The 23,787-nt window shown below is 71.2% G+C and carries 17 protein-coding genes; 5 read left to right on the top strand and 12 right to left on the bottom strand.

All coding sequences use genetic code 11. From position 1 onward, the window contains the following. Window positions 1–12 precede the first annotated feature (12 nt). Both IE226_RS06425 and IE226_RS06420 read left to right on the top strand, forming a co-directional pair. Window positions 13–1,554: a PQQ-dependent sugar dehydrogenase gene (locus tag IE226_RS06425; RefSeq protein WP_190080020.1), complete on the top strand. Its 1,542-nt coding sequence runs from the start codon at window positions 13–15 to the stop codon at window positions 1,552–1,554. Window positions 1,555–1,687: 133 nt separating this feature from the next. Then, the gene (locus tag IE226_RS06420) at window positions 1,688–2,668 is read left to right on the top strand and encodes a fibronectin type III domain-containing protein (protein WP_190080019.1); all 981 of its coding nucleotides are present in this window, start codon (window positions 1,688–1,690) and stop codon (window positions 2,666–2,668) included. Window positions 2,669–2,832: 164 nt separating this feature from the next. Here the strand turns inward: IE226_RS06420 and adh are convergent, their stop codons facing one another. The 7 genes from adh to IE226_RS06385 all read right to left on the bottom strand — a co-directional run bounded on the left by adh (window position 2,833) and on the right by IE226_RS06385 (window position 11,892). Further along, window positions 2,833–4,356: an aldehyde dehydrogenase gene (gene adh, locus IE226_RS06415; RefSeq protein ID WP_190080018.1), complete on the bottom strand. Its 1,524-nt coding sequence runs from the start codon at window positions 4,354–4,356 to the stop codon at window positions 2,833–2,835. A gap of 318 nt (window positions 4,357–4,674) precedes the next feature. After that, the gene (locus IE226_RS06410) at window positions 4,675–5,931 is read right to left on the bottom strand and encodes a GAF domain-containing protein (RefSeq protein WP_190080017.1); all 1,257 of its coding nucleotides are present in this window, start codon (window positions 5,929–5,931) and stop codon (window positions 4,675–4,677) included. 125 nt (window positions 5,932–6,056) lie between these two features. Further along, entirely contained in the window at window positions 6,057–6,656 is a 600-nt protein-coding gene (locus IE226_RS06405; RefSeq protein WP_190080016.1) for an N-acetylmuramoyl-L-alanine amidase, read from the bottom strand. Between the two features lie 559 nt (window positions 6,657–7,215). Beyond that, window positions 7,216–8,631 carry a tetratricopeptide repeat protein gene (locus tag IE226_RS06400; RefSeq protein ID WP_190080015.1) on the bottom strand — a complete coding sequence of 472 codons (1,416 nt, stop codon included), beginning with the start codon at window positions 8,629–8,631 and terminating at the stop codon, window positions 7,216–7,218. Between the two features lie 129 nt (window positions 8,632–8,760). After that, window positions 8,761–9,996 carry an MFS transporter gene (locus tag IE226_RS06395; RefSeq protein WP_229870534.1) on the bottom strand — a complete coding sequence of 412 codons (1,236 nt, stop codon included), beginning with the start codon at window positions 9,994–9,996 and terminating at the stop codon, window positions 8,761–8,763. Next, window positions 9,996–10,934: a MerR family transcriptional regulator gene (locus tag IE226_RS06390; protein ID WP_190080014.1), complete on the bottom strand. Its 939-nt coding sequence runs from the start codon at window positions 10,932–10,934 to the stop codon at window positions 9,996–9,998. Before IE226_RS06390 ends, IE226_RS06395 begins: the two co-directional genes overlap by 1 nt. A gap of 46 nt (window positions 10,935–10,980) precedes the next feature. Continuing rightward, a complete protein-coding gene (locus IE226_RS06385) occupies window positions 10,981–11,892 on the bottom strand; it encodes a LysR family transcriptional regulator (protein WP_190080013.1) in 912 nt (303 codons plus the stop codon). A gap of 141 nt (window positions 11,893–12,033) precedes the next feature. Here IE226_RS06385 and IE226_RS06380 point away from each other — a divergent pair, with 141 nt between their 5' ends. After that, window positions 12,034–12,585 (top strand): cupin domain-containing protein, encoded by a 552-nt coding sequence (locus IE226_RS06380; RefSeq protein WP_229870533.1) that lies wholly within the window; start codon window positions 12,034–12,036, stop codon window positions 12,583–12,585. Between the two features lie 111 nt (window positions 12,586–12,696). Here IE226_RS06380 and IE226_RS06375 read toward each other — a convergent pair whose 3' ends face one another. Both IE226_RS06375 and xylB read right to left on the bottom strand, forming a co-directional pair. Beyond that, a complete protein-coding gene (locus tag IE226_RS06375) occupies window positions 12,697–13,902 on the bottom strand; it encodes an ROK family transcriptional regulator (protein ID WP_190080012.1) in 1,206 nt (401 codons plus the stop codon). Window positions 13,903–13,930: 28 nt separating this feature from the next. Beyond that, window positions 13,931–15,394 (bottom strand): xylulokinase, encoded by a 1,464-nt coding sequence (xylB, locus tag IE226_RS06370; protein ID WP_190080011.1) that lies wholly within the window; start codon window positions 15,392–15,394, stop codon window positions 13,931–13,933. 193 nt (window positions 15,395–15,587) lie between these two features. Between xylB and xylA the strand changes: the two genes are divergently transcribed. Beyond that, window positions 15,588–16,754: a xylose isomerase gene (gene xylA, locus IE226_RS06365; protein ID WP_190080010.1), complete on the top strand. Its 1,167-nt coding sequence runs from the start codon at window positions 15,588–15,590 to the stop codon at window positions 16,752–16,754. A gap of 270 nt (window positions 16,755–17,024) precedes the next feature. Continuing rightward, window positions 17,025–17,393: a hypothetical protein gene (locus IE226_RS06360; RefSeq protein ID WP_229870531.1), complete on the top strand. Its 369-nt coding sequence runs from the start codon at window positions 17,025–17,027 to the stop codon at window positions 17,391–17,393. 126 nt (window positions 17,394–17,519) lie between these two features. Here IE226_RS06360 and IE226_RS06355 read toward each other — a convergent pair whose 3' ends face one another. From IE226_RS06355 to IE226_RS06345, 3 genes are all read right to left on the bottom strand, one after another. Beyond that, on the bottom strand, window positions 17,520–18,872 hold the full coding sequence (locus IE226_RS06355; protein ID WP_190080008.1) for an esterase-like activity of phytase family protein: 1,353 nt from the start codon (window positions 18,870–18,872) through the stop codon (window positions 17,520–17,522). Window positions 18,873–19,456: 584 nt separating this feature from the next. After that, complete coding sequence (locus tag IE226_RS06350) at window positions 19,457–20,782, bottom strand: SWIM zinc finger family protein (protein ID WP_373306886.1); 1,326 nt, start codon at window positions 20,780–20,782, stop codon at window positions 19,457–19,459. Beyond that, window positions 20,779–23,646, bottom strand: coding sequence for an SCO1167/SCO6262 family helicase (locus IE226_RS06345; RefSeq protein WP_229870529.1), 2,868 nt, complete (start codon window positions 23,644–23,646; stop codon window positions 20,779–20,781). The genes IE226_RS06350 and IE226_RS06345 overlap by 4 nt, the downstream gene beginning before the upstream one ends. Between the last annotated feature and the right edge of the window lie 141 nt (window positions 23,647–23,787).

Genomic DNA, 23,787 nt, shown 5'->3' with positions numbered 1-23,787 from the left:
CTTGGAGCCGACATGCCAAGACGCCGCTGGACCGGGCCGCTCCTGCTGGCCCTCCTGTTGACCCTCTTCACCCCGCTGTCCGCCGTGGCGTCGGCCCCGCCCTCGGCGGCGGACACCGTGCCGGCCCGCGCGGCGGATCCCTCGTCCGTCCCGCTGCCGTCGCTGCGGGCGACCACCACCCAGGTCGCCGCCGGCCTGAAACGGCCCACCGCCCTGGTCGCTCCCGACGACGGCACGGACCGGTTGTTCATCACCGAGAAGCCGGGCACTGTACGCGTCTACCATCCGGGCACCGGCCTGGCCCGGGACCCGCTCGTCGACATCAGGTCCGCCGTGGACGAATCGGGCAACGAACGCGGCCTGCTCGGCATAGCTGTCCCGCCGGACTTCGCCGACAGCCACCACCTCTACCTGGTCTATACGGCACTGCCCGACGGCGCGGTCACGCTCGCCCGTTACCGGCTCGACGAATCCCGTCTCGAGCCCCTGCTCGCCCAGCCGCACGCCGAGTACAGCAACCACAACGGCGGCCAGATCGCCTTCGGCCCCGACGGCAACCTGTACTGGAGCATCGGCGACGGAGGCGGCTCCGCCGACCCCTTGCGTGCCGGGCAGCGCCTGGACACCCTGCTTGGCAAGATCATGCGCATCGACGTCAGCCGCAGCTGCGGACAGCTCGCCTACTGCGTGCCCGGGGACAACCCCTTCGTGGACACCCCCGGCGCCCGTGACGAGATCTGGCTGTACGGACTGCGCAACGCGTGGAAGTTCTCCTTCGACAGCGCCGACGGCTCGATGTGGATCGGCGACGTAGGCCAGGGCCGATGGGAAGAGGTCAACCATCTCCCGCCCGGGCGGGGAGGGCTGAACCTCGGCTGGTCCTGCTACGAGGGACTGGAGAAATTCCAAGGAGGCCACTGCGTACCCGGCGAGCAGCACACCGAACCCGTCTTCACCTACTCCCCGTACACCGGCGGCTGCTCGATCATCGGCGGTCACGTCTACCGGGGCCAGAAGTACGCCGGGCTCCTCGGCGGCACGTACATCGCCACCGACTACTGCTCGTCCACCGTCTGGGCGCTGCGCCCGGACGGTCAAGGCGGCTACGAGCAGGCAGAGATCGGGGAGATGCCCACCCAGGTGACATCGATCGGCGTGACCGTCGACGGGGAGTTCTATGTCGTCAACGACCTGCCCGGCGGCCTGCACCGGGTGTCCTTCGCGTGGGAAGAACCCACCTGCCGCGTGGATCGCACCGTGCGGGCCTGGGGGACCGGTACAACGGTCGACCTGACGGTCACCAACACCGGTAATGCCCCGGTAAACGGCTGGACGTTGAAGTTCCCGTTGGCCCTTGGCCAGACCGTCACCTCCGACTGGAACACCGACCTGACACAGGGAAGCAACACGATCACGGCTACCAACGCCTCGCACAACGCCACGATCGCTCCCGGCGCGCACATCACCCTTGGCTACCTTGCCGGCCACACCGGTGACTCCTCGCCGCCGCCGCGGTTCACGCTCAACGGGGACGCCTGCGCCGTCGGCCGCTGAACGGCCGGTACGGGGCCCACCTTGCCGTCAAGGGTGGGCCCGCGTGCTCTCTTCTCTCTTCTTCCGTCAACTCCACAGATCGCGTGGCCCGGTTGACGTGACCTGGTCCTCACTCCGGCGTCGGAGGAAAGTCATGTCCGTGTCCCGTACCACCGGGCCCTGGCCCGCCGTTCTCTTGTCCTGCTCCGTCGCCCTGCTGGCGCTCACGGCATGCGGCAGTGAGGACGAGCGGCCACCCGCGACCCCGACCGGGGTCACCGCGCAGTCCAGCAGTGCCACCACCGTCCACGTCATGTGGAGGCGGGTGAAAGCCGCCAAGGACGGCGAGGCTGTGGACGCGTACGAGGTGCTGCAGGCCGGAAAGAAGGTCAAGGAGGTCGACGCGGACCGCACCATGGTCGACATCGTCGGCCTGGATCCGTCCTCCGACTACGTGTTCACCGTCCGAACCCGAGACGCCGCCGGCAATCACTCCACCCCGAGCCGCAAAGTCGCCGTCACCACCGTCGCCGCGCTCGCCGAGGACGACGAACCGCCGACCCGCCCCGGCACGCTGCGCGGCAAGGCCGACGGATCGCGAACCGTCTCCCTGAGCTGGACCGCCTCGATGGACGACCAGCGCGTCGTCTCGTACGAGATCTACCAGGGCGACGCGAAAACGCACACGGTCGACGGTGAGAAGACAAGGGCCGTCCTCAAAGGTCTTCACCCGGGTGACGACTACGTCTTCACGGTGCGTGCCCGGGACGCTGCTGACAACCTCTCCCCGGCCAGTGCACCACTGCGGCTGTCCACCGCTCGGGGCGGCGGCGGGGCAGAGGCCGAGGACTTCCGGGCCACGGTGCGCAAGGGCACGAAGGACAAGGCGTACTACCTGGAGCTGTCGTGGACGCCGCCGAAGGACGGACTCATGGCCGAGTACCAGGTCTACCTCGACGAGGTGTTCGTGACGACCTTGGCCGGCGGTGACGACGCGCCAGGGAAACGGGCGAGGCACACCGTCGCCCTGGGCCCGGAAGGAGGCAAGACGTATGACGTGCGGATCAGACCGCGGCTGCCGGACGGCACGTGGGGAGCGTTCTCGACGGAGCGGACGGTCACGACGGGCAGCTGACGTCTCGACGGCGTGCTCCGGCTGCTCCGGGGCTCTCGTTCGGATCGTGGGATCGGCGTGGAAGAAACCGGGAGTCGAGCCGCAAACCCGGCCCTCGCCCGGGAGGGGGAGACGGAAGGCGCCCGACGAGCACAAGACCAGGTCAGGCGCCTTCTTCCATGCCCCTAGAAGAAGCCGAGCTTCTTCGGCGAGTACGACACGAGGAGGTTCTTCGTCTGCTGGTAGTGCTCCAGCATCATCTTGTGCGTTTCGCGGCCGATCCCGGATTGCTTGTAGCCGCCGAACGCCGCGTGCGCGGGATACGCGTGGTAGCAGTTCGTCCAGACCCGGCCCGCCTGGATCGCGCGGCCCGCTCGGTAGGCGGTGTTCATGTCGCGCGTCCACACTCCGGCACCAAGCCCGTACAGAGTGTCGTTGGCGGTCTTGATGGCGTCGTCAAAGTCGTTGAACGACGCGACCGAGACGACCGGGCCGAAGATCTCCTCCTGGAAGATCCGCATGCGGTTGTCGCCCTCGAAGATCGTCGGCTGGACGTAGTAGCCACCGGCAAGTTCGCCGTCGTACGTGATGCGCTGGCCGCCCGTCAGGACCTTGGCGCCCTCCTGCTGGCCGATGTCCAGGTAGGAGAGGATCTTCTCCAGCTGGTCGTTGGAGGCCTGGGCCCCGATCATCGTGTCGGTGTCGAGCGGGTGGCCCGGCACGATCTGCTCGGTGCGGGCGACCGCCGCTTCCATGAACTCGCTGTAAAGACCCTGCTGGACGAGGGCTCGTGACGGGCAGGTACAGACCTCGCCGTTGTTGAGGGCGAACATGGTGAAACCCTCGAGCGCCTTGTCGCGGAAGTCGTCGTCGGCCGCCCACACGTCGTCGAAGAAGATGTTCGGCGACTTCCCGCCCAGCTCAAGCGTCACCGGCTTGATGTTCTCCGAGGCGTACTGCATGATCAGCCGCCCCGTCGTGGTCTCACCGGTGAAGGCGACCTTGGCGACGCGCGAGCTGGAGGCGAGGGGCTTGCCCGCCTCGAAGCCGAAGCCGTTGACGATGTTGACGACGCCCGGCGGAAGAAGGTCGGACACCAGACTCATCCAGTAGTGGACGGAGGCCGGGGTCTGCTCGGCGGGCTTGAGCACGACGGCGTTGCCCGCCGCGAGAGCGGGTGCGAGTTTCCAGGTGGCCATCAGGATGGGGAAGTTCCACGGGATGATCTGAGCGACGACGCCGAGCGGCTCGTGGAAGTGGTACGCGACGGTGTCCTCGTCCACCTCGCTCAGCGAGCCCTCCTGTGCACGGAGGGCGCCCGCGAAATAGCGGAAGTGGTCGATGGCGAGCGGGATGTCGGCGGCCAGCGTCTCGCGGATTGGTTTGCCGTTCTCCCAGCTCTCGGCGACCGCGAGCTGTTCGAGGTTGGCCTCCATGCGGTCGGCGATCTTCCGCAGGATGTCCGCACGTTCCGTCGGGGACGTGCGACCCCAGGCGGGCGCGGCGGCGTGTGCCGCGTCCAGGGCACGCTCCACGTCCTCGGCCGTGCCGCGGGCGATCTCGGTGAAGGGCTGTCCGTTGACCGGGCTCGGGTTCTCGAAGTACTGGCCGCGGGCGGGCGGCACGTACTCGCCGCCGATGAAGTGGTCGTAGCGGGCCTGGTAGGAGACGACTGCGCCGTCGGTGCCGGGCGCTGCGTAACGGGTCATCTTGCTGGGCCTCCCGGGGAAGGCTGCCCGCCGTTGGGCAGCTCTCGCCGGGAGAGTAGGAGCGCGGAGGTTGCAGTTACGTTGCGGGAGGCGGTGGGACGCGTCCGGAGGTTTCGGGAGGCGGCGGGCTGGTTGAGCTTGCCTGCCCCGGGAGTCGGGTGGCTGTGCAGCTCAGCTATGCCGTCGGCTTGGATGGCTGGGTGAGCTCGCCGGCCGTGCGAGTTGGATGGCTGGTGCGGTTTGTCTACCCCCCGGGAGCCGTGTGGATGGTGCAGCACCTGCCTACCCCTGCGAGTCGGACTGCCGGGGCCAGTCTGCCTACCCCGTGCTGGTCAGCTCCGTGTCCAGCTCCCGGAGACGGGCGAGGACCGGTGGGGTCGCACGGACCTGCGCCAGCGCGTGCCACACCGGCAGATCGTCCTCGCCCCACGGCGCCGACACCCAGCCGCTCAGGAGGTCGGGGTCACGGCGTGCGATCAGCGCCGCCCGCAGCTGATCGGCGAGCCTGCGTCTCAGCCGCGCCACGGCAGGAGCCTGCGAGGCGGGCAGGAGCGGGCCCGCGTACGCGGCGGCGGCCGCGGTGACCGCCCCCGAACCGAGTCTGCGTTCGACGGCGTCGGCATCCGACTCGACCGGAACCGCGAGCCGGTAGGGGCGTGACCGCAGCAGCCCCGGTCCCAACAGGCGCCGTAGTCGGGCCAACTCGGCGCGCAGCGTCACCGGCGTCACCGACTCGTCCTCGTACAGCGCGCACAGCAACTCGTCGCCGGACAGACCCTCCGGGTGGCGGGCGAGCAGGAGGATGATCTCGCTGTGCCTGCGGCTCAGCCGCACCTTGCGCCCACCGGTCAGGAGCAGCGCCTCGTCACGGCCGAGCACGGTGAGCCCCAAGGTGTCGCCGGTCCGCACCGGCGGTGCCAGCAACGCCAGCTGTGACTCCGCCGCCCGGGCCACCGCTTGAACGAAGGCCAGACTGTGCGGATGCGCCAGACGGTCACCCCCGGTGATGTCCACCGCTCCGAGCAGCTGCCCCGTGCGGGGATCGTGCACCGGAGCGGCCGCGCACGTCCACGGCTGGACGCTCCGGATGAAGTGCTCGGCTGCGAACACCTGCACCGGCCGGTCCACCGCCACCGCCGTACCCGGAGCGTTCGTCCCCATCGCGGACTCCGCCCACCGCGCACCCGGCACGAAATTCATCCGCCCCGCCTTCTGCCGGGTCGCCAAGTGGCCCTCGACCCAGAGCAGCCTGCCGTGCGCGTCGCACACCGCGAGGAGATGCTCGCCGTCCATCGCGAACGTGCCCATCAGCTCACGGAACAGCGGCATCACCCCGGCCAGCGGATGCTCGGCCCGGTACGAGCAGAGGTCGCCGTCGGTGAGTTCCACCGCCGCGCCGGTGTCCTCCGGGCTGACCCTGGCCCTGGCCGAGCGACGCCACGAGTCGGCCACCACGGAGCGCACTGGACGCGTGACCGTCCCCGCCTCGGTGAACCTCTCATGGGCGCGCCGCAGTATCCGCACCCGTTCGGCAGGATCTGCACCGGCCTCCAGGGCCACCCATGGTTCGGTCAAATCGGCCTCCCGGAACAGTGGTGCGGTGCTGCCATCGTCACCTCGCGAGCGTGTCCCGACAAGCACCCCGACAGCGACGACCCGGTCTGGGCCCCGGCAAGCGCCCCGGCGTGAGCCGGGCGGTGTCAGGCAGAGTTGACCAGGCGGATGTAGCGCGTCCAGTCCCAGTGCGGTCCCGGATCGGTGTGGTCGGCGCCGGGCACTTCGACGTGGCCGAGGATGTGTTTGCGGTCCTTGGGAATGTCGTACCTATCGCAGATGGCAGAGGTCAGCAGCGCCGACTGTTCGTACATCGCGTCGGTGAAATACTCGGGCTTATCCACCCATCCTTCGTGTTCGATACCGATGCTGCGGGTGTTGTAGTCCCAGTTCCCCGCGTGCCAGCCGACGTTGCGTTCGCGGACGCACTGGGCGATGTGGCCGTCCCTGGAGCGCACCACATAGTGGGCCGAGACCTTCTTCGCCGAGTTCTGGAAGATGGCGAGCGTGTCGGCGTAGGTCTCCTGGGTGACGTGGACGATCACGTAGTCGACGGGGTAGGTGGCCGGGCGGTTGGCGGCGGTGTAGTTCGAGGTGCTGGCCGGGACCCATTCGGCGAGGGGGTAGTCGACTGCCCGGGGGCGGGCGGTGGCGCGGGCGGCGGGGAGGAGCGCGGCGGGGACGGCGGCCAAGGCCGCTCCCTGCAACAGCCGGCGCCTGCTGGGGAATCGTGTTGCTTGATCCATGACCGTCCTGCCTCTCGGTGGGGGATAGCTGCACTTCTCGGTGGGGGGAAGCTGGAGTTCTCAGTGGGGCAGCAGCGTGGCGACTTCTTACAGTCGTGCGTGCAGCCCCCGGTGAGTCTCGCGCGCGGGCAGCCACTCCTTGCGGAACCGATGGCTCCGCAACGCCGGCCGGGCAGCGGCCAGCCCGGGATTACTCGCCGTCGACACCTGAATCCCCCGATCCACGGGGACACGAAACCGCCGTCAGGGCGATGGTGTCCCGCGTCAATTACGTTACGGCTGCGGCAGGTTGAGGTGGAAGAGCCTGATCTGAATCTGTGTACAGCACCGTGGTTGTGGATAACACGGTCACCCTTGAGGGGGATGGGTGTGAGCGTGACAGGGCACGGCAGGGCGGGGCGGCAGGGCGGGGGCCGGACATGGGGGAGCAGGGCTGGGGCAGGGGTGTGAGGCGGCGTGGCGGAGCACGGCAGGGCGCCGGGCGCGGAGGCGGGACTGGGCGCGGAGGCGGGGTCGGGCACGGAGGCAGGGGAGGGCACGACGGGGCGCTGTCGGGGCTTCAGACCCACGCGGCAGCCCCCGCCGCGGCCTGTTCCTCGGCGCGGGCCCTGGCGGCGGCAGCTCGGGCCGCGTCGCCGAGCCGGTCGTCCAGCCGCGCACGGGCCCGCCAGTTGTAGGGGCAGATGGGACGCAGGTTGATGCGTTCGCTGAGCAAGGTGCGCGCCAAGTCGTGCCGGCCGGAACGGATGGCTGCTTCCACCAGCGTGCGCTGGATGGCGTCGCGCTGGGCGTGGCTGCCGCCGAAGGAGTTGAGGTGGTAGCGGATGGGGGCGAGCAACTCCACCACGCGGCCGTACTGCTGTTGCCGGTAGGCGATGAGCGCGCGGCACACCGGGATCCCGATCTCTCGCGTCATCGCGTGGTTCGACACGGCGGGGCCGCTTCGGTCGAGCCACTGCTCCCGGTCCTTCACCAGCCGTTCGGCATCGGAGAGACGCCCGGCCCCCGCGTACGCCATCACGGCATGGACGTCGTTGAAGGCGTAGTGGGCGCCGTCCTGGCGCCCCGCCCACGCCCCGGCGAGCGCGGCCCAGCGGGTTTCGACCTCGACGTCGGCCAGGAGCAGCCGCCACAACAAGGCGGAGGCGTCAAGGAGTTCCATCGCGATGGCCTGTGACTGCTCGTTGTGGAGCGTGCTGTCGTAGACGCCGAGGACTCGTTCGATGCTCCCCGCCTCCAGCGCGTACAGGGCGTAGTGCCAGGCGTTGTGCACGGAGAGGTAGTTGCCCTCGGCCCAGTCCTGGGTCCGTGCGTCCAGGTAGCGGATCCCCTCGCCGAACAGCCCACGCATCTCGTATGTGTGGACAACGGCGTGGATGCCCCATACATCCCGCGGATGCCGTTCGACGGCCCGCAGTCCGACCTCCTCGGCGTGGTCATAGTGCCCCGCCTCTTCGAGTCCGAAGGCGTACATCCCCAGCAGTGGGCCGAAGTGCGGATCGTCGTCGTCCCACGCGGAGAGCGCGCCGCCGATCCGGTCGCGCAGGCGCTGGGCGTCGCCCGTGAAAAAGTCGATCTGGTGACCGACGGCGAGGGCCAGGGCGTCGCGGGGGAATGCGCTGCTGACCTCGCCGAGGATCTCGCCCGCACGGCGCATGTCCCCGTCCAGCCACGCCTCGGCCGCCGCCGTGTGCATCTTCTCGCGAGGCGAGAGCCCGGCAAGATCGAGCGAGCCTCGGAAGGAGCTGAAGGACCGGCGGGCCCCGGCTGCCTCCTTCTCCTCGGTGCCGAGAAGCCCGAGGTAGGCGCCGAAGACGTGCGCCATCGCGGAATTGGGAGACGCCGCCACCATCGCTTGCGCCTCGTCGGCGACCTCCCCGCGGAAGAACAACAGCGCGTCGAGCGCTCGTTCGTAGTGGCGCGCGGCTTCGTCTCCGGTGCCACTCAGGACGTGAGCATGCCGGTCCGTTTTCATCGCAGTTCCCTCTCCCGTCGGCTGCGTCCAGTCTTGCGACTGCACCCGCACGACACGAGGGCGACGACGCGCGATTCACCGGAACGACACAGTGCCTCGCCGCACCGCGGCCGTTCCCGGCCGGTGGATTCACGGCTGCTTCCTCGTCCGCGGGTTCCCGACGGTCGCGGCGGCCAGCAGCGCGACCACCGGTATGACGAGCAGCGCCGTCCTGCTTCCCTCTCCGGCCGCGACCTGTGCGAACACCGCCGCGCCCACCGCACCGCCGACCATGTCGAGGCTGCTCAGCCAGGACATCGTCTCGGTGACGCGCCCCTCGGGGGCGAGGTCGCCGCCGTTCGTGCGCAGCGCCGCGAAGGTGCAGCCGATCACCAGCCCGGCCAGCGGGCAGACCGCGAGCACCGCAAGCGGCGACAGCCCTGCCGCCGGCGTAAGGACAGCGATTCCTGCCGCGAACACGCAGAGCAGCACCGCAACCTTCGGGCCGCGGGACAGCAGATTCGGTACGGCACCCAGGGCGAGGCTGCCCAGAACGCTCCCGACGGACAAGGCCCCCAGGTACAGGCCGGTGAACCCGGCCGCGTGGTGCTCGCGTGCGTAGAAGGGAAGCACCACGTCGACCCCGGTCACCGTCATGACGAAGAGGGCGTCTGCGGCCAGCAGGCGGCGCAGGGGAGCGGACGCCAGGGGGCCGGCCCAGTGTCCGCCCCGCGTGGTATGCGGGGGCGGGCTCTCGGAGTTGACCAGCAGGGCGACCGCGACGGCTGTCAGCGCCGCCACGACCGCGAAGGGCATGACAGGCGAGACCGCAAAGCTCAGCCAGCTGGCGAGTACAGGGCCGCAGATCAGCGCGGTGCCCATCATCGACGAGTCGAGAGCCATCGCGGTGGTCAGCGTTCTGGAGTCCGTCGCACGGTGCCACGTCGCACGCATCATGACGGCGACCGGCGGGGCACTCGCGCCCATGGCAGCGGCGAGCGCCAGGAGAACGAGTGCGGGCCCGCCGCCACGCACCACCAGGACCAGCGCAAGGGTGGCCGTCAGATACACGGCAAGACAGCCCAGCAGGACCGGACGGACAGCACACCGGTCCACGAGCCGTCCGCGCAGGGGAGCGGTAGTCCCTTGGCCCACCGCCAAGGCGCTCACCGCGAGGCCCGCGGTCCCGTACGAGTGATCTCGGCCGACAAGGAGCAGCAGACTCAGGCCGACCATGCCGGGCGGCAGCTTCGAAGCCATGCCGACCGCGGCGAGGCGCCAGAAGCCCGGTAGATCCACCAGGTCCCGATAGCCGGCGAGGAATCGTCGTGACGCGACATCAGTCGGTTCGGCGGGGTCGGCGGAGATCGCGTCGCGGCGTCCCACTACCGAGGCATTCGGGCGCGTACGGCCCGGACCGCCCAGTCGAGCACCGGTGCCAGACTTTCCGGCGCGATCCACCCGTTGATCACCGCGAGCAGTGTGAGGTACCGGTCCCTGCGGGGGTCGTCCATCGTCTCCAGGCGGGACATCAGACGGTGGCGGAGGGCGGTGTCGTCGGGGCGGCCGAGGATGTGCGCGTAGTGCCCCGCGAGCGCCGTGACGATGGGCTCGGCTTCGGGCGAGGCGGGATCGGTGCCTGCCGCCAGGGCCGGTGTCACCTGCGCCCGGAGGGCTTCGGCGAGGACGCGCGGCAGGCCGGTGCTGTCGTCGGGGGCGCGGTCGGCCGCCAGATCTCTGGCCATGGCCTGCATGGTGGAGCGGAACCCGGGGTCCTGGAGCATCCCTGCGAGCTCCACCCATGCCTCGACCTGCTCGGTCCCGGGGTTGTCGGGTAGTTCGGGGGTCAGGGAGCGAGTGACCGCCGCGAAGGACGGATGGTCGTACAGCCCGTCGAAGACGGTGCGCAGGAAGTCGTCGATCAGACGTTGGCGTTCGTCTTCGGAGAGCTTGGCCAGCTTGTGCATGAGATCCAACTCCTCAGGGGTGGAGCCTCGCCTGGCCACCGCTGTCAGGACCGCGCGCCGCAGTCGCAGTACCCGGATCTGCACCTCAAGGGCGTCCGCGTGCGCCGCGGCGACCTCGGGCAGCGGGACCTCGCGGTCCACGACCTTCCGGATGGTGGGAAGGTCGAGGCCCAGGTCACGCAGGGTGCGTACGAGATCGAGGCGGGCGACGGCGGCGGTGCCGTACAGGCGGTAGCCGGCCGGGCTGCGGTCGGCGGGCGGCACGATCCCCGCGTCGGAGTAGAACCGCACGGTCTTGACCGTAAGGCCGGTCCGCCGCGCCAGGTCACCGATCGAGAAGAGCGTGTCGCCGTTCATGCCCCCACCTTCATGTCTCCACCTACTGGAGACTCAAGTTCGTCGTCTACGGAGGCGGCGTGCACGCCCGTTGTCCAGCTGCGGGTTTCAGGGCCGCGAGCAGATGCTGGAGTGCGGGAGACAGCGGCTTTGCCTGCACGGCAAGGCTGACGGCCGAGCGCGCGCCGGGCAGCGGCCGGAAGGCGATACGGCGGGCCGGGGGCAGGTCACCCGCGAGATCGAAGACGGTCCAGGACGGCGATCCGCCCGCCGCGTCCGTGGCGATCGCCGTCAGAGTCTCCTGCAAGGTGGTGAAGTGCGGTCCTGGACGTACGTCGATGTCCGAGGCCCGCAGCAGCCCCGTCACCAGATCGTGAAACGCGGGATTGCGGTCCCGCGGCGCCAACCGCAGCGGCAGACCCGCTAGATCGGTCGGCTCCAGGCGGGGCCGTGCTGCCAGTGGATGCGACGCGGGCAAGGCGACGAACAGCGGATAGTCCCAGACCCGCACCGTCGTCAGCCCCGGCAGTGGCCCGTCGCCCCGGACGAGTGCGGCATCCAACTCGCCGCTCCGCAGCGCGTCGATACGCCGTTCACGAGCATCCTGGACCAACCGGACCCGAAGCCCCGGAACCCGATCGGCCAGTGCGTCGAGAGCCGGATGCACGCGTTCCGCGAACGCCCGGGCCGTGCCGAGTCGCAGCACTCCCTCCGCGCCGGAGATGATCTCGGCGGCCACCTGGCCCACGCGTGCCACGGAGACCAGGGCGGCCCGCGCCTCCGGCAGCAGCCGCTCCCCGGCAGCGGTCAGGCCCACGCGACGGGTGGTCCGGTCGAAGAGACGTACACCCAGCTCCCGTTCCAGACGGGCGATCTGCTGGCTCACCGAGGCCTGCACGACGTGCAGCCGTCCGGCTGCCCGGCCGAAGCCGCCCTCGTCCGCGACCGCCACGAAGTACTCGAGCTGTCGAAGCTCCACCGCCGTCGCCCCCTCCCCGAGGCTGGCCCGCACTTTACGACGAACGAGGCTCGCCCCTTACGAGGAACGAGGACGGCCCGTCTGCTCCCGAGCCCGGTCCGCATCCTCGCGCATTCATCAGTGCGAGTGATCACTGTCTTCATGAACGGCTTCTTGGACGCGCTGAGTTCCCGCGATGGACTGGTCTTCACGACCACCACGGCACCGGAGGAGTACGAGATGCCGCGCAACCCGCAGGCCCTGATCGTCCACGAACGAGACGCGGAGGAAGTGCCCCTGCCCGGAGGCGGCCGGTTCCGGCTGCTGGAGGACAGCAGGGCGACCGGCGGGCTGCTGGGAGCCAACCGGCTCGTCCTGCCGGCCGGTGCCGACGGCACGCGCCCCCACCGCCACCACCTGTCCACCGAGCTCTTCCATGTGCTCGACGGAACCATGGAGTTCCTGCTCGACGGCGCGGTGACGGCCGTGGGCAGGGGCGGTCTGATCGTGGTGCCGCCCGGCACGGTGCATGCCTTCGGAGCGTCGGCCGACGCTCCGGCGGAGTTCTTCGCCGTGCTCACTCCGGGAATCGAACGGTTCGGGTACTTCCGTCAGCTGGGACGCATCGCGCGAGGCGAGGCGGGCTGGGACAGCATGGACGGGTTGCACGACAAGTACGACGTGCATTTCGTCGGGGGAGCGCAGTGGCGCTGACGCCGGGGGAGACCCACGGAAGCGGTGCACAAGGGGACGGCCCGCAGGCAGATGGACCACAAGGAGAGGCCGAACCGCCGTGCGGTGCACCGCGGGCCACGATCGCGCCGCCTAGGCAGCCGCCCCCGCCGGATCGTCGAGCACCGCCCGTACGACCGAGTGCGCGGCACCCAGCAGCGGGCCGTCGGACCCCAGCCCGGAGACCGCGACTGCGCAGGTCGTGCCCGCCGTGCGGCGCCTCAACTCGCCCTCCAGTGAGGGCAGCAGCCAGGGTGCGAGCCGCGACAGGGCCCCGCCGAGCACCACCGAGCGCGGATCGAGCAGGTTCACCGCGCCGGTGAGTGCGATGCCCAGCGCGGCCCCGGCGTCCCGCAGTGCCCTTCGTACGTCCTCGTCGCCCTGCTCGGCGCGTTCCGCCAGCAGACCGACGCGATCCGCCCCCGGATCGAGGCGCGCCGCGCGCAAGACCGCCTCTTCGCCCGCGTACTGCTCCAGGCAGCCGCGTCCGCCGCACGGACACGCCGGGCCGTCCGGCCACACCGGCACATGGCCCAGCTCGCCCGCGAAGCCGCGGGTTCCGCGCAGCAGTCGCCCGTCGACGACCAGGGCGGCGCCGATGCCGATCTCCGCCGATACGTGGAGGAAGTCGTGCGGTACGCCGTCGCCGAGCCACAACTCGGCCAGTGCGCCGAAGTTGGCTTCGTTGTCGACCGTCAGCGGCAGGCCGCCCGGCAGCAGCGCGCCGAAATCGACGTCCTGCCAGTCGAGGTTGGGAGCCCGGACCACCGTCTCCGTGCCGCGGGCGACGAGGCCCGGCACGGCGATGGCCAGGCCCGCCGGGCGCAGTCCTGCCCGGCGTGCCTCATCGCTCACCTGCCGCAACAGCGCGCCGAGTTCCTCCAGGACGGGTTCGGGGGCGCGCCCCCGGTTGTCGCCCTGTCGCACGGCACGCGCGCGTACCTCTCCGCGCAGATCGACGGCGCACACCGAAAGATGGTCGACGCCCACTTCGGCGCCGATGCCGACCGGCCCGCTTCCGCTGACCGCGAGTGCGGAGCCGGGACGCCCCACCTTGTTGCCGGGCCGCTCGGGGCCCAGTTCGTCCAGGAGCCCCGAGCGGATCAACTCGTCCACCAGAGTGGAGACGGCGGCCCGCGTCAGGCCGATGCGGGTGGCCACGGCGGCGCGGGACAGCGGCCCGTGCGCCGCCACGGCGTGCATGACGCGCGACAGGTTGCGCCGGCGCATCCCCTGCTGGGTGTCGGGCAGCGGAGTTCCGGACGTGCCCCGGCGCGCGTCGTGCGGTGGTGCGGTCATGCCCCCGTCGGTCCCTGTTCTTCCGTCCTCATGGCCCTACGTCCTCCTGGCCTCCGGCGCCGAGCAGCGGCGCCGCGTCGGAGACTACCCCGGCGATCCGGGCGAGCGCCGTTTCGTCCCGCTCCACGGGCGGAAGGACGGGCCCCTCGGCCGTGCCCCAGCGGCGTGCGACGGCCCCGGGGTCCTCGCCCGTGAGGAGGCCTGCGGCCTGTGCGGCGGCGCCGAGCGCGACCAGTTCCTTGGCTTCGGGCACCTGGACGGCCCGTCCCGACAGCCGCCGCACGGTGTCCTGCCAGGCCGTGCCCCGGGCCCCGCCGCCGATGAGCAGGAGGGGAGCCGAGCGGTCCGCGTCCGCCTCCAGGACCAGGTCCAGGGCGCCGAGCAGCGAGTGCACGGCCCCGTCGTAGGCCGCCTGGAGCAGTTGCCCCGCGGTCGTGTCGTGGCGCAGTCCGTGCAGCAGCCCCGAGGCGTGCGGCAGGTCAGGGGTGCGCTCGCCGTCCAGGTAGGGCAGCAGGGTGACGGTGCCGCCCGCCTCCACCGCCTCGCGGTCGAGGCTCAGGAGTGCGGCCACCCGGTCCACGGCCAGGGTGCAGTTGAGGGTGCAGGCCAGCGGCAGCCAGTCGCCGCGCGCATCCGCGAAGCCCGCCACCGTCCCCGTGGGGTCCGCGGTGCGCCGCCTGGAGACCGCGTAGACGGTGCCCGACGTTCCCAGGCTCAGCACCGGAGTGCCGGGGCGCAGGCCGAGGCCGAGTGCGGCCGCGGCGTTGTCGCCGGTGCCGGGGGCGACCAGCGTGCCCTTGGAGAAGGGCAGTTCGCCGCCGCCTCGCACGGTGCCGGCGACCTCACCGGGGCGGACCACCCGCGGCAGCAGTTCGGGGTCCAGGCCGACGAGCCCCAGGATCTCTTCGTCGTAGGCCTCCGTGCCCGACGCCCACCAGCCCGTACCGGAGACGTCGCCGCGGTCGGTCGTCCCACACCCCGTCAGGCGTTCGGTGAGGTAGTCGTGGGGGAGGCGCACGGCCGCGGTGGCACGGACCGCCTCGGGCTCGTGCTCGGCGAGCCAGGCCCACTTGGTCACCGTGAAGGAAGGCCCCGGCACGCTGCCGACGCGCTCGGCCCACGCCTTGGGGCCGCCCAGGCGCTCCACCAGCGAGCGGGCCTGCGCGGCCGAGCGGACGTCGTTCCACAGCAGGGCGGGCCGCACCGGCCTGGACTGCGCGTCCAGGGTGACGAGCCCGTGCTGCTGGCCGCCGACGGACACCGCGGCGGCTTCGCGCGCCGCGGCTCCGCACTGGTCGAGCGCTGAGCGCAGGGCGTTCCACCAGTCCTCGGGGTCGCTCTCGCGGGCGGCCCCGGAGCTGACGCGGTGCGGGGCCTGTCCGCTCGCCACCACCCTGCCCGTGGCAGCGTCGACGACCAGGACCTTCGTGGACTGCGTGGAGCTGTCCACGCCGACGACGAGGGGCCCGTCGGCTGCTGGCGCTGATGACATCGGAGTCTCCGTTTCCGCGGCTCTTTCCGGGCTCACCCGGACTTCTTTCCGTCCGACCTTCCCAGGGATGCGTTCGGATACTAATTTGTTAAGTGCCATGACGAAATAGTCGCGGCAGACGCACATCCACGGGCGCCCAGCGCTGCCCGCGTCGGCCGCACAGCCGTGCACCAGTTCATCCAGGGAGCCGCACATGACGTACCAGCCCACTCCTGAGGACAAGTTCACCTTCGGCCTGTGGACCGTCGGCTGGCAGGGAAGGGACCCGTTCGGCGACGCCACCAGGGCGGCCATCGACCCGGCCGACTCCGTGCGTCAGCTGGCTGAACTGGGCGCCTACGGAGTCACCTTCCACGACGACGACCTGATCCCCTTCGGCGCTTCGGACACCGAGCGCGAGTCGCACATCAAGCGCTTCCGGCAGGCGCTCGACGCCACGGGCCTCGTCGTGCCGATGGCGACGACGAACCTCTTCACCCACCCCGTCTTCAAGGACGGCGGGTTCACCGCCAACGACCGGGACGTGCGCCGCTACGCGCTGCGCAAGACGATCCGCAACATCGACCTCGCGGTGGAACTGGGCGCCCAGACCTACGTCGCGTGGGGCGGCAGGGAGGGCGCGGAATCCGGCGGGGCCAAGGACGTACGCGTAGCCCTGGACCGCATGAAGGAGGCCTTCGACCTGCTCGGCGACTACGTCACGGAGCAGGGCTACGACCTGCGCTTCGCGATCGAGCCCAAGCCGAACGAGCCGCGCGGCGACATCCTGCTGCCCACCGTCGGGCACGCCCTCGCCTTCATCGAGCGCCTGGAGCGCTCCGAACTGTTCGGCGTCAACCCCGAAGTGGGCCACGAGCAGATGGCCGGCCTCAACTTCCCGCACTCCATCGCCCAGGCCCTGTGGGCGGGCAAGCTCTTCCACATCGACCTCAACGGCCAGACCGGCATCAAGTACGACCAGGACCTGCGCTTCGGCGCGGGCGATGTGCGCAGCGCCTTCTGGCTGGTCGACCTCCTGGAGCGGGGCGGTTACGAGGGTCCGCGGCACTTCGACTTCAAGCCGCCGCGCACTGAGGACTACGCGGGCGTGTGGGCGTCGGCCTCCGGCTGCATGCGCAACTACCTGATCCTTCGGGAGCGTGCCGCCGCGTTCCGCGCCGACCCGGAGGTCCAGGAGGCCCTGCGGGCGTCGCGCCTGGACGAGCTGTCCCTGCCCACCGCCGAGGACGGCCTCTCCGGGCTGCTCGCCGACCGCAGCGCCTTCGAGGACTTCGACGTGACGGCCGCCGCCGAACGCGGCATGGCCTTCGAGCACCTCGACCAGCTGGCCATGGATCACCTGCTGGGGGCGCGAGGCTGACCGGAGGCTCCCACTTCGGAGGTATCAACTTTTGCACAAGGGTCGCATCTTGACCCTTTCGAGGCGACTCTTGACGGTATGGCCATGCCGCCCACGCCCCCGCCGCCTCCTCCTCCGCCGGGTGACCCGCCGCCTCCGGGCGACGGGGGCTTCGGCCCGCCCGGCGGAGGGTACGGCCCGCCTCCGGGTGACGGGTACGGGCCGCCTCCGGACGGCGGGGGCTGGCCTCCCGGGGCAGGCGGCGGTATGCCTCCCGGCGGAGGTGGCGGTGTGCCTCCCGGTGAAGGCGGCTGGCCGCCTCAACCGCCGCCGGGAGGGCCGCCGGGGCGGCGCGGGGGGTTCATCGTGCTCGCCGTGCTCGTGGCGATCGGAGCCGTCGTCGCGATGTTCCTGGTGGTCGGCAACGGCGACGGCTCCGACGACAAGAAGGGCCCCTCCAAGAGCAGCAAGAGCTCGGCCGGCAAGCCCACGCCGTCACTGAGCATCCCGTCGAAGATCCCGTCGGAGCTTCCCTCCGAGGTGCCTTCCGAGGTGCCCTCGAACCTGCCCACCGACCTGCCCACGAACTTGCCCAGCGACCTGCCGAGCGATCTGCCCACCGACCTGGAACTGCCTGACGCCATCACGCACGGCCCATGAGGTCCGGCCGTCACGCACGGCCCATGAGGTCCGGCCGTCACGCACGGCCCATGAGGTCCGGCCGTCACGCACGGCCCATGAGGTCCGGCCGTCACGCACGGCCCATGAGGGCCCGGATCAGATGCGTCAGACGCCCTTCGGCAGCCGCACGTACGTCACCGTGGTCTCCGCGTCGCTGTCCACGAGCCGGCCGTCCTTGTCGAACGCCTCCGGCCCGTCCGTCATGCCGAAGTCGTTGTCGTTGATCAGGGCGAGGGTGTGACTGTTCACGCGGGCCACGCCCTCGATCTTGTCGGGGACACCGTCGATGCTTCCCAGGTCGACCAGGAGACGCTTCCTCAGAACGGGCACTCCGGAGGCCGCCGGGTCGTCGAGCTGCTCCAGGGAGGGCCTCGTGGCGGCGTCGTCCCACTGCTCGCCGAGGATGTCGGAACGGCGGTCCAGCTTCACCGTCTGCAGCCGCGCGGCCTTGTCGGTGCGCTCCTCCACGAGCAGCCGGTCACGCCCGACGGCCACTACGGAGGAGATCTTCAGCTCGGACGTGTCGTCCTCGCCCGGGTCGACGACACCCACCGCGTCGAAGCGGTACCCGTACTCGGCGGTGACCGCCTGCTTCTTCGGCGAGAAGCGCAGCAGCCGCGCCGTGCGCGACGCGTCCCCCGCGTCCTCGTCCGGGAGGGAGAGCGGGCTCTGCACCGCCATCACCAGGTCGCCGCCGGGCAGTTGGGCGAGCCCCTCGAAACCGCGATTGCCCTTGCGGTGCAGCAGCACACCGGGCAGCGCCTCCGCGACCGGATAGCCGGCGCCCGACAGCTTCAGGCCGCGAGGGACATAACGCTTGAGCACCTTCCCGCTCGCGGAGACGTGGACGAGCGAGGGCCCGTACTCGTCGACCAGCCAGAAGCTGCCGTCCTGCGCCCGCACGATGCCCTCGGTGTCCAGGCCGTTCGGGTCGTACGTCAGCGCCGTCTTCGCGTCGTAGGTGTACGGCGCCTCGTCGCGCCCCGCCTGGTTGGGCAGCCCGGTGACGGGCTTCCCCGACGAGGTCGTCAGCGGCAGCGCGTCGACGACCTTCACGGTGTCTCCGGCCACGCGGATCTTCACGATCGCCGGATCGAAACCGGGGACGGGGAACGTGCGCCGCTTCTTGCCGTCCACCTTTATCTGGCCGTTGGGCCCCCGGTCGGTCACCGTCCAGAACTCGCCCTTGCGGCCCGCCGGATAGATGTCACTGCCTATGCCGCCGAGATCCACACCGCGGTCGTTCCTGACCGTACCGGGCAGCAGGGAGTTGCTGAACGTGCCCAGGGGGACGTCGCCCAGCGTCGCCGTCGAGGTGATCCGGGCCGTCTTCTCCTTGCCGCCGGTCTGGGCGCCCGTGGCGGTCCCGGTCACCGCGAGCGCGGCGAGCACGGCCATGGGCACGCCCGCGGCTACGGAACGGCGAACGCGACGCTTACGAGCGGCGTGCGGGGACATGGGTGCCTCCTGGGGCGCAAGTGTTCGGTGACGGCGATCAGACTTCGCCGTCGCCGCGAACGCAGGGAGGCAGACAGGTGAACGTGAGGGGGCATGCTGACGGCGCCTCCAGCGAGGGGGAGGAGGCGCCGCCGTCACCCGCAGGCCGGTCAGCGCTGGTCGGGCACCTGGCCCTTCGCTTCCCCCCTTCGTCCGGATCGCGCTGATGCCGTCAATCACTCCGGGGCCCTGCGGGGCGGGGGAGTCCATTCGCGGTAGGCACCCCCTGTACCGGTGTGATCCACACACTCCCGGATGTCATGCTCGCGCTCAATCGCTGGTCAGGGGGAGTGCCCGCGCCGGTGTTCCCGGCGTGGGCGCGAGCGGCGTGGATGCGCCGGTGGCCGCGGCGTGCATTGCGGCCAAGGGGCGCGCTTGGGGGGCGTGAAGGTTACCGGGGGCGCGAACGCCTGGCTGTGTGTCCGGGGTTGTGGCGCCGGTGACGGTCGTGACCGGCGCCGCCGGGCTGGGCCGCCGGTCCGGAGCGGGCGTGCGGTGGGGCGGAAGTGCGGGGCGCCGCGGAGACCGCACCGGACCCGCCGGTCCTACTCGCCGCCGGTCACCACGGCCAGTGCGGTCGCAGGGTCGTGGGCCGCGGGGCCCGCCGGAGCCCAGCGGCCGCGCTCCTTGCGGTAGGGCCACCAGCGTCCGTCGGACCCCTGCCGCAGCTGGGCATCGCCGCCGACCACGGTCCAGCGATTGCGGGCCGCGCGCAGCCGCGGCCGCTCATCGTCGTCCCAGGCCGCGTCAAGAGCCGCACGCGCGCGTGCCAGCGCGTCCGCCGGGGGAGCCCACTCCTCCTCCAGTACGGCCAGCGCCGCCGGGCCTCCGTGCTCCCAGGCCCGCACGGCAAGGGCGAGCCCGTCCCGCCCACGACGGGCGGCGGACGAGAGACGCTCGGCCACCGCGGCGGGAGCCGCGACGGCCAGACGTACGGCGTCCTCGTCCGGCGTCAGTTCCCCCTCGACCGGCTGCCGTTCGTGTCCGGGGGAAAGCGCCTCGGCCAGCATCCGGTGCGCTTCCGCGGCCGCCCGCGCCGCCAGGAACTCCAGTGCCGTCACATCGAGACCGGGCGCGGGCTCCGTCTCTGTGTCGAGTGCGGGCGGCAGACCCGGCTCGGACGGCAGCGCGGGCAACTCGGGCAGCGGGGGCAGGATGGCGCCCTCCGCGTACGCCTCGCCGGCGTCCACGCCCTCCAGGGCCCCCTCCTGCTGGCCCGTGGGCATCACCTCGCTCTCCGCCTGCGTCACGCTGCGCACCTGCAGCTCGTCGAGCAGCTCGCGCTCGGCGCGGCCGCGCATCAGGAACAGCACGAACGGATCCTGGTCGAGGAGCCGGGCCACCTGGTAGCAGAGCGCGGAGGTGTGCCCGCAGTGGTCCCAGGCTTCGCAGTCGCACCGCGGCTCCAGATCGCCGATGCCGGGCAGGAGTTCGACACCCGCCGCCGAGGCGTCCTCCACCAGATGCGGCGGCATCTCGCGATCGAGCAGCGTCGCGATGTGCCCGGCCCGCTCGACGGTCATGCCCAGGAAGTGGTCCCAGTCGTCCTCGCTCAGTCGCTGGAGCAGTACGTCGGAGCGGTGCGGGGTGCCGTCGGGGTCCTTGACGACCGCCGTTATCCGTCCGGGGCGCACCGAGACGGCGCCGACGGCTCCCGCGCGCGCGAGCCTGCGCCCGGCCTTCAGCTGCGCGAGCTCCAGGGCCGTGTCCTCGAGCGCCTTCAGCCAGGCCTGGCCCCACCAGCTCTGCGCGAATCCCCGCCCGTGTGCGGGCGGCAGCGCGGCGAAGATGCGCTCGTGCTCGTACGCGTCCTTTCCGCGGTGTTCGTGCGCCTGTGTGTCGCCGTTCGGCTCGTCGTACATGTCGCTCATCGCGTCCCCCCTCGCAGCTCCACCAGATCCGACAGTTCGGCGTCGGTGAGTTCCGTCAGCGCCGCCTCGCCGGCGCCGAGCACCGCGTCCGCCAGCTCCCGCTTGCGCAGCAGCATCTCGGCGATACGGTCCTCGATCGTCCCCTCCGTGATCAGCCGGTGCACCTGTACCGGCTGCGTCTGCCCGATCCGGTAGGCCCGATCGGTGGCCTGTGCCTCGACGGCCGGGTTCCACCAGCGGTCGTAGTGCACGACGTGTTCGGCCCGGGTGAGGTTCAGTCCGGTCCCCGCTGCCTTCAACGACAGCAGGAAGACGGGGACTTCGCCGTCCTGGAAGCGCTCCACCATCGCCTCGCGCGCCGCGATGGGCGTGCCGCCGTGCAGGAACTGCGAGGGGGTGCCCCGCGCTGCCAGGTGCTGCTCGATGAGGCGCGCCATCTGTACGTACTGCGTGAAGATGAGCACGCTCGCGTCCTCGGAGAGGATCGTGTCGAGCAGTTCGTCGAGGAGTTCCAGCTTTCCGGAGCGGCCCTCGATCCGCGGCTTGTCCTCCTTGAGGTACTGCGCCGGGTGGTTACAGATCTGCTTGAGGCCGGTGAGGAGCTTGACGATCAGGCCGCGGCGGGCGAAACCGTCGGCGCCGGAAATCTCCGCGAGGGTCTCGCGCACCACGGCTTCGTAGAGGCCCGTCTGCTCCGTGGTGAGGGACACCGCCCGGTCGGTCTCCGTCTTGGGTGGCAGTTCGGGTGCGATGCCGGGATCGGACTTGCGCCTGCGCAGCAGGAAGGGGCGTACGAGCTGGCCGAGCCGTTCGGCTGCCGCGGGGTCCTTGCCGTCTTCGACGGCCCTGGCGTATCGGGTGCGGAAGGTGCCGAGCTTGCCGAGCAGGCCCGGCGTGGTCCAGTCGAGGATCGCCCACAGCTCGGAGAGGTTGTTCTCGACGGGGGTGCCGGTGAGGGCCACGCGCGCGCGTGCGCCGATGGTCCGCAGCTGTTTGGCGGTGGCCGAGTAGGGGTTCTTGACGTGCTGGGCCTCGTCGGCGACGACCATGCCCCACGGCGTGTGCGCCAGGCTGTCCGCGTCCAGGCGCATCGTGCCGTAGGTGGTGAGCACGAACTCGCCGTCGGCAAGGGCCTCCAGACTGCGCCGGGCGCCGTGGAAGCGGCGTACGGAGGTGCCGGGGGCGAACTTCTCGATTTCGCGCTGCCAGTTGCCCATGAGGGACGTGGGGCAGACGACGAGAGTGGGGCCTGCGGAGTCCGGATGCGTCTGACGGTGCAGATGCAGGGAGATGAGGGTGATCGTCTTGCCGAGGCCCATGTCGTCCGCGAGGCAGCCGCCCAGGCCCAGGGAGGTCATCCGGGCCAGCCAGTTCAGGCCGCGCAGCTGGTAGTCGCGCAGGTTCGCGGCGAGCGCCGCCGGCTGGCCCACGGGCTCCATCCCCTCGGGGTCCGCGAGGCGTTCGCGCAGGGTGGCAAGCCAGCCCGTCGGCTGGACGTCCACGCGGCGTCCGGCTACTTCGGTCGTGCCGGTCAGTACGGCGCTCAGGGCGTCGATCGGCGTGACCTTGTGGTCCTGGTGCGCGCGGGCGCGCCGGGCCTCTTCGGGGTCGATGAGCACCCACTGGTCACGCAGGCGCACGACGGGGCGGTTCGCTTCGGCCAGGCGGTCGAGTTCCTCGCGGGACAGCTGCTGACCGCCCAGCGCGAACCGCCAGTTGAAGGAGAGCAGGGCGTCGGCCGCGAGGTACGAGGGCGTGTTTGACGCCGGCTTGTCCGGGTGCTTCGTGTCCTCGTCGGGCGGGCCGATGACCGCGCGGGCGGTCAGATCACGCGCCAGTTCTCTGGGCCAGTGCACCTCCACACCCGCGGCGGCGAGCATGCGCGAACCCTCGCCGAGGAGCGCCGTGACCTCTTCGTCGGCGAGCTCGATCGCATCGGGGACGGTGGCCGAGAGCAGCGGGGCGAGCGGCGGCCACGCGCGCGTGGCGCGCCGCAGCGCGAGCAGGGCGTCCATCCGTGCCCGCGGCCCGAATGCCTGCCCCGCGGCGCCGGAGCCGGCCCACACCTCGGCCGCGTCCGCGACGAGCGAGGGGTCGCTGACGCTGTGCATCTGCAGCACGGCACGGAACGGAAGCCGCATGTCATCGGGGGTGGCGGACACCAGGCCGGGCATCTCGACGCGCAGCGAGATGCGTACGCCGGCGTCGTGCCCGGCGGCGACATCGCCGGCCCAGGGCCGCTGTTCGGGGATGTGCTGTGGCTGCGGCGAGGCGAAGGCAGGAGCGCCTGCGGCCAGGGTCGCGGCGGGGGTGCGCGGCAGCGCATCGGCCACCGCGTCCAGGAACTGCCGCAGCAGCCGCTCCGGTTCGGGCAGTCGCAGCGGCTCGGAGCCCTCCAGCGGGAGGGCGTGGGCGGCGGGAGGCATCGCGGCGGCGAGGTCGCGCAGGCGGCGCAGGTCGTCGGCGCCCAGTGGGCCGGCGCGCCACGCGTCGTGGTCGTGCGGTGTCAGTCCGGGCAGCAGCAGTCCGCGGGCGGCGAGTTGCAGCGCGAGCAGTCCTGCCGTGCCCCAGAACGCGGCCGTCGGGTGAGCTTCTGCCGTGGCACGCGCGCGTGTCAGGACCGGCAGTGCCGCGCGCACCGGGAGCAGCACCGCGCGGACGTCGGTGAGTTGGGCGCCGCCGCCGGCGGGTACCGCGATGGTCAATTGTTCGACGCTGCCAGCGGAACAAGGGGGCGGCGGGTCTCCGTCGGGGCGCCAGAAGGCGATGCGGCCGGTGCGGGCCGGGTCGGCGGCCGAGAACAGCACGCAGCAGCGGGACAGTTCGGAGATCTCGGAGGGTGAGGCGGCAGGGGGCCCGGGCACGGCGATAGCGCATTCCTCAAACTTGACTACTGGCTCTGGAGCGGCCGAGAGTACAACACGTCCCGCCGAAGATGTGAGCGGACGCGGGGTGATACGCGTCACTCCGCGCATCCGGGGGTGTAGGTAACCCCCCTGTCCCGC

The organism is Streptomyces longisporoflavus (assembly GCF_014649775.1).
Lineage (GTDB): Bacteria > Actinomycetota > Actinomycetes > Streptomycetales > Streptomycetaceae > Streptomyces > Streptomyces longisporoflavus.
The sequence above is the reverse complement of the archived record's forward strand: the minus strand, read 5'-3'. Positions and strand labels throughout refer to the sequence as shown.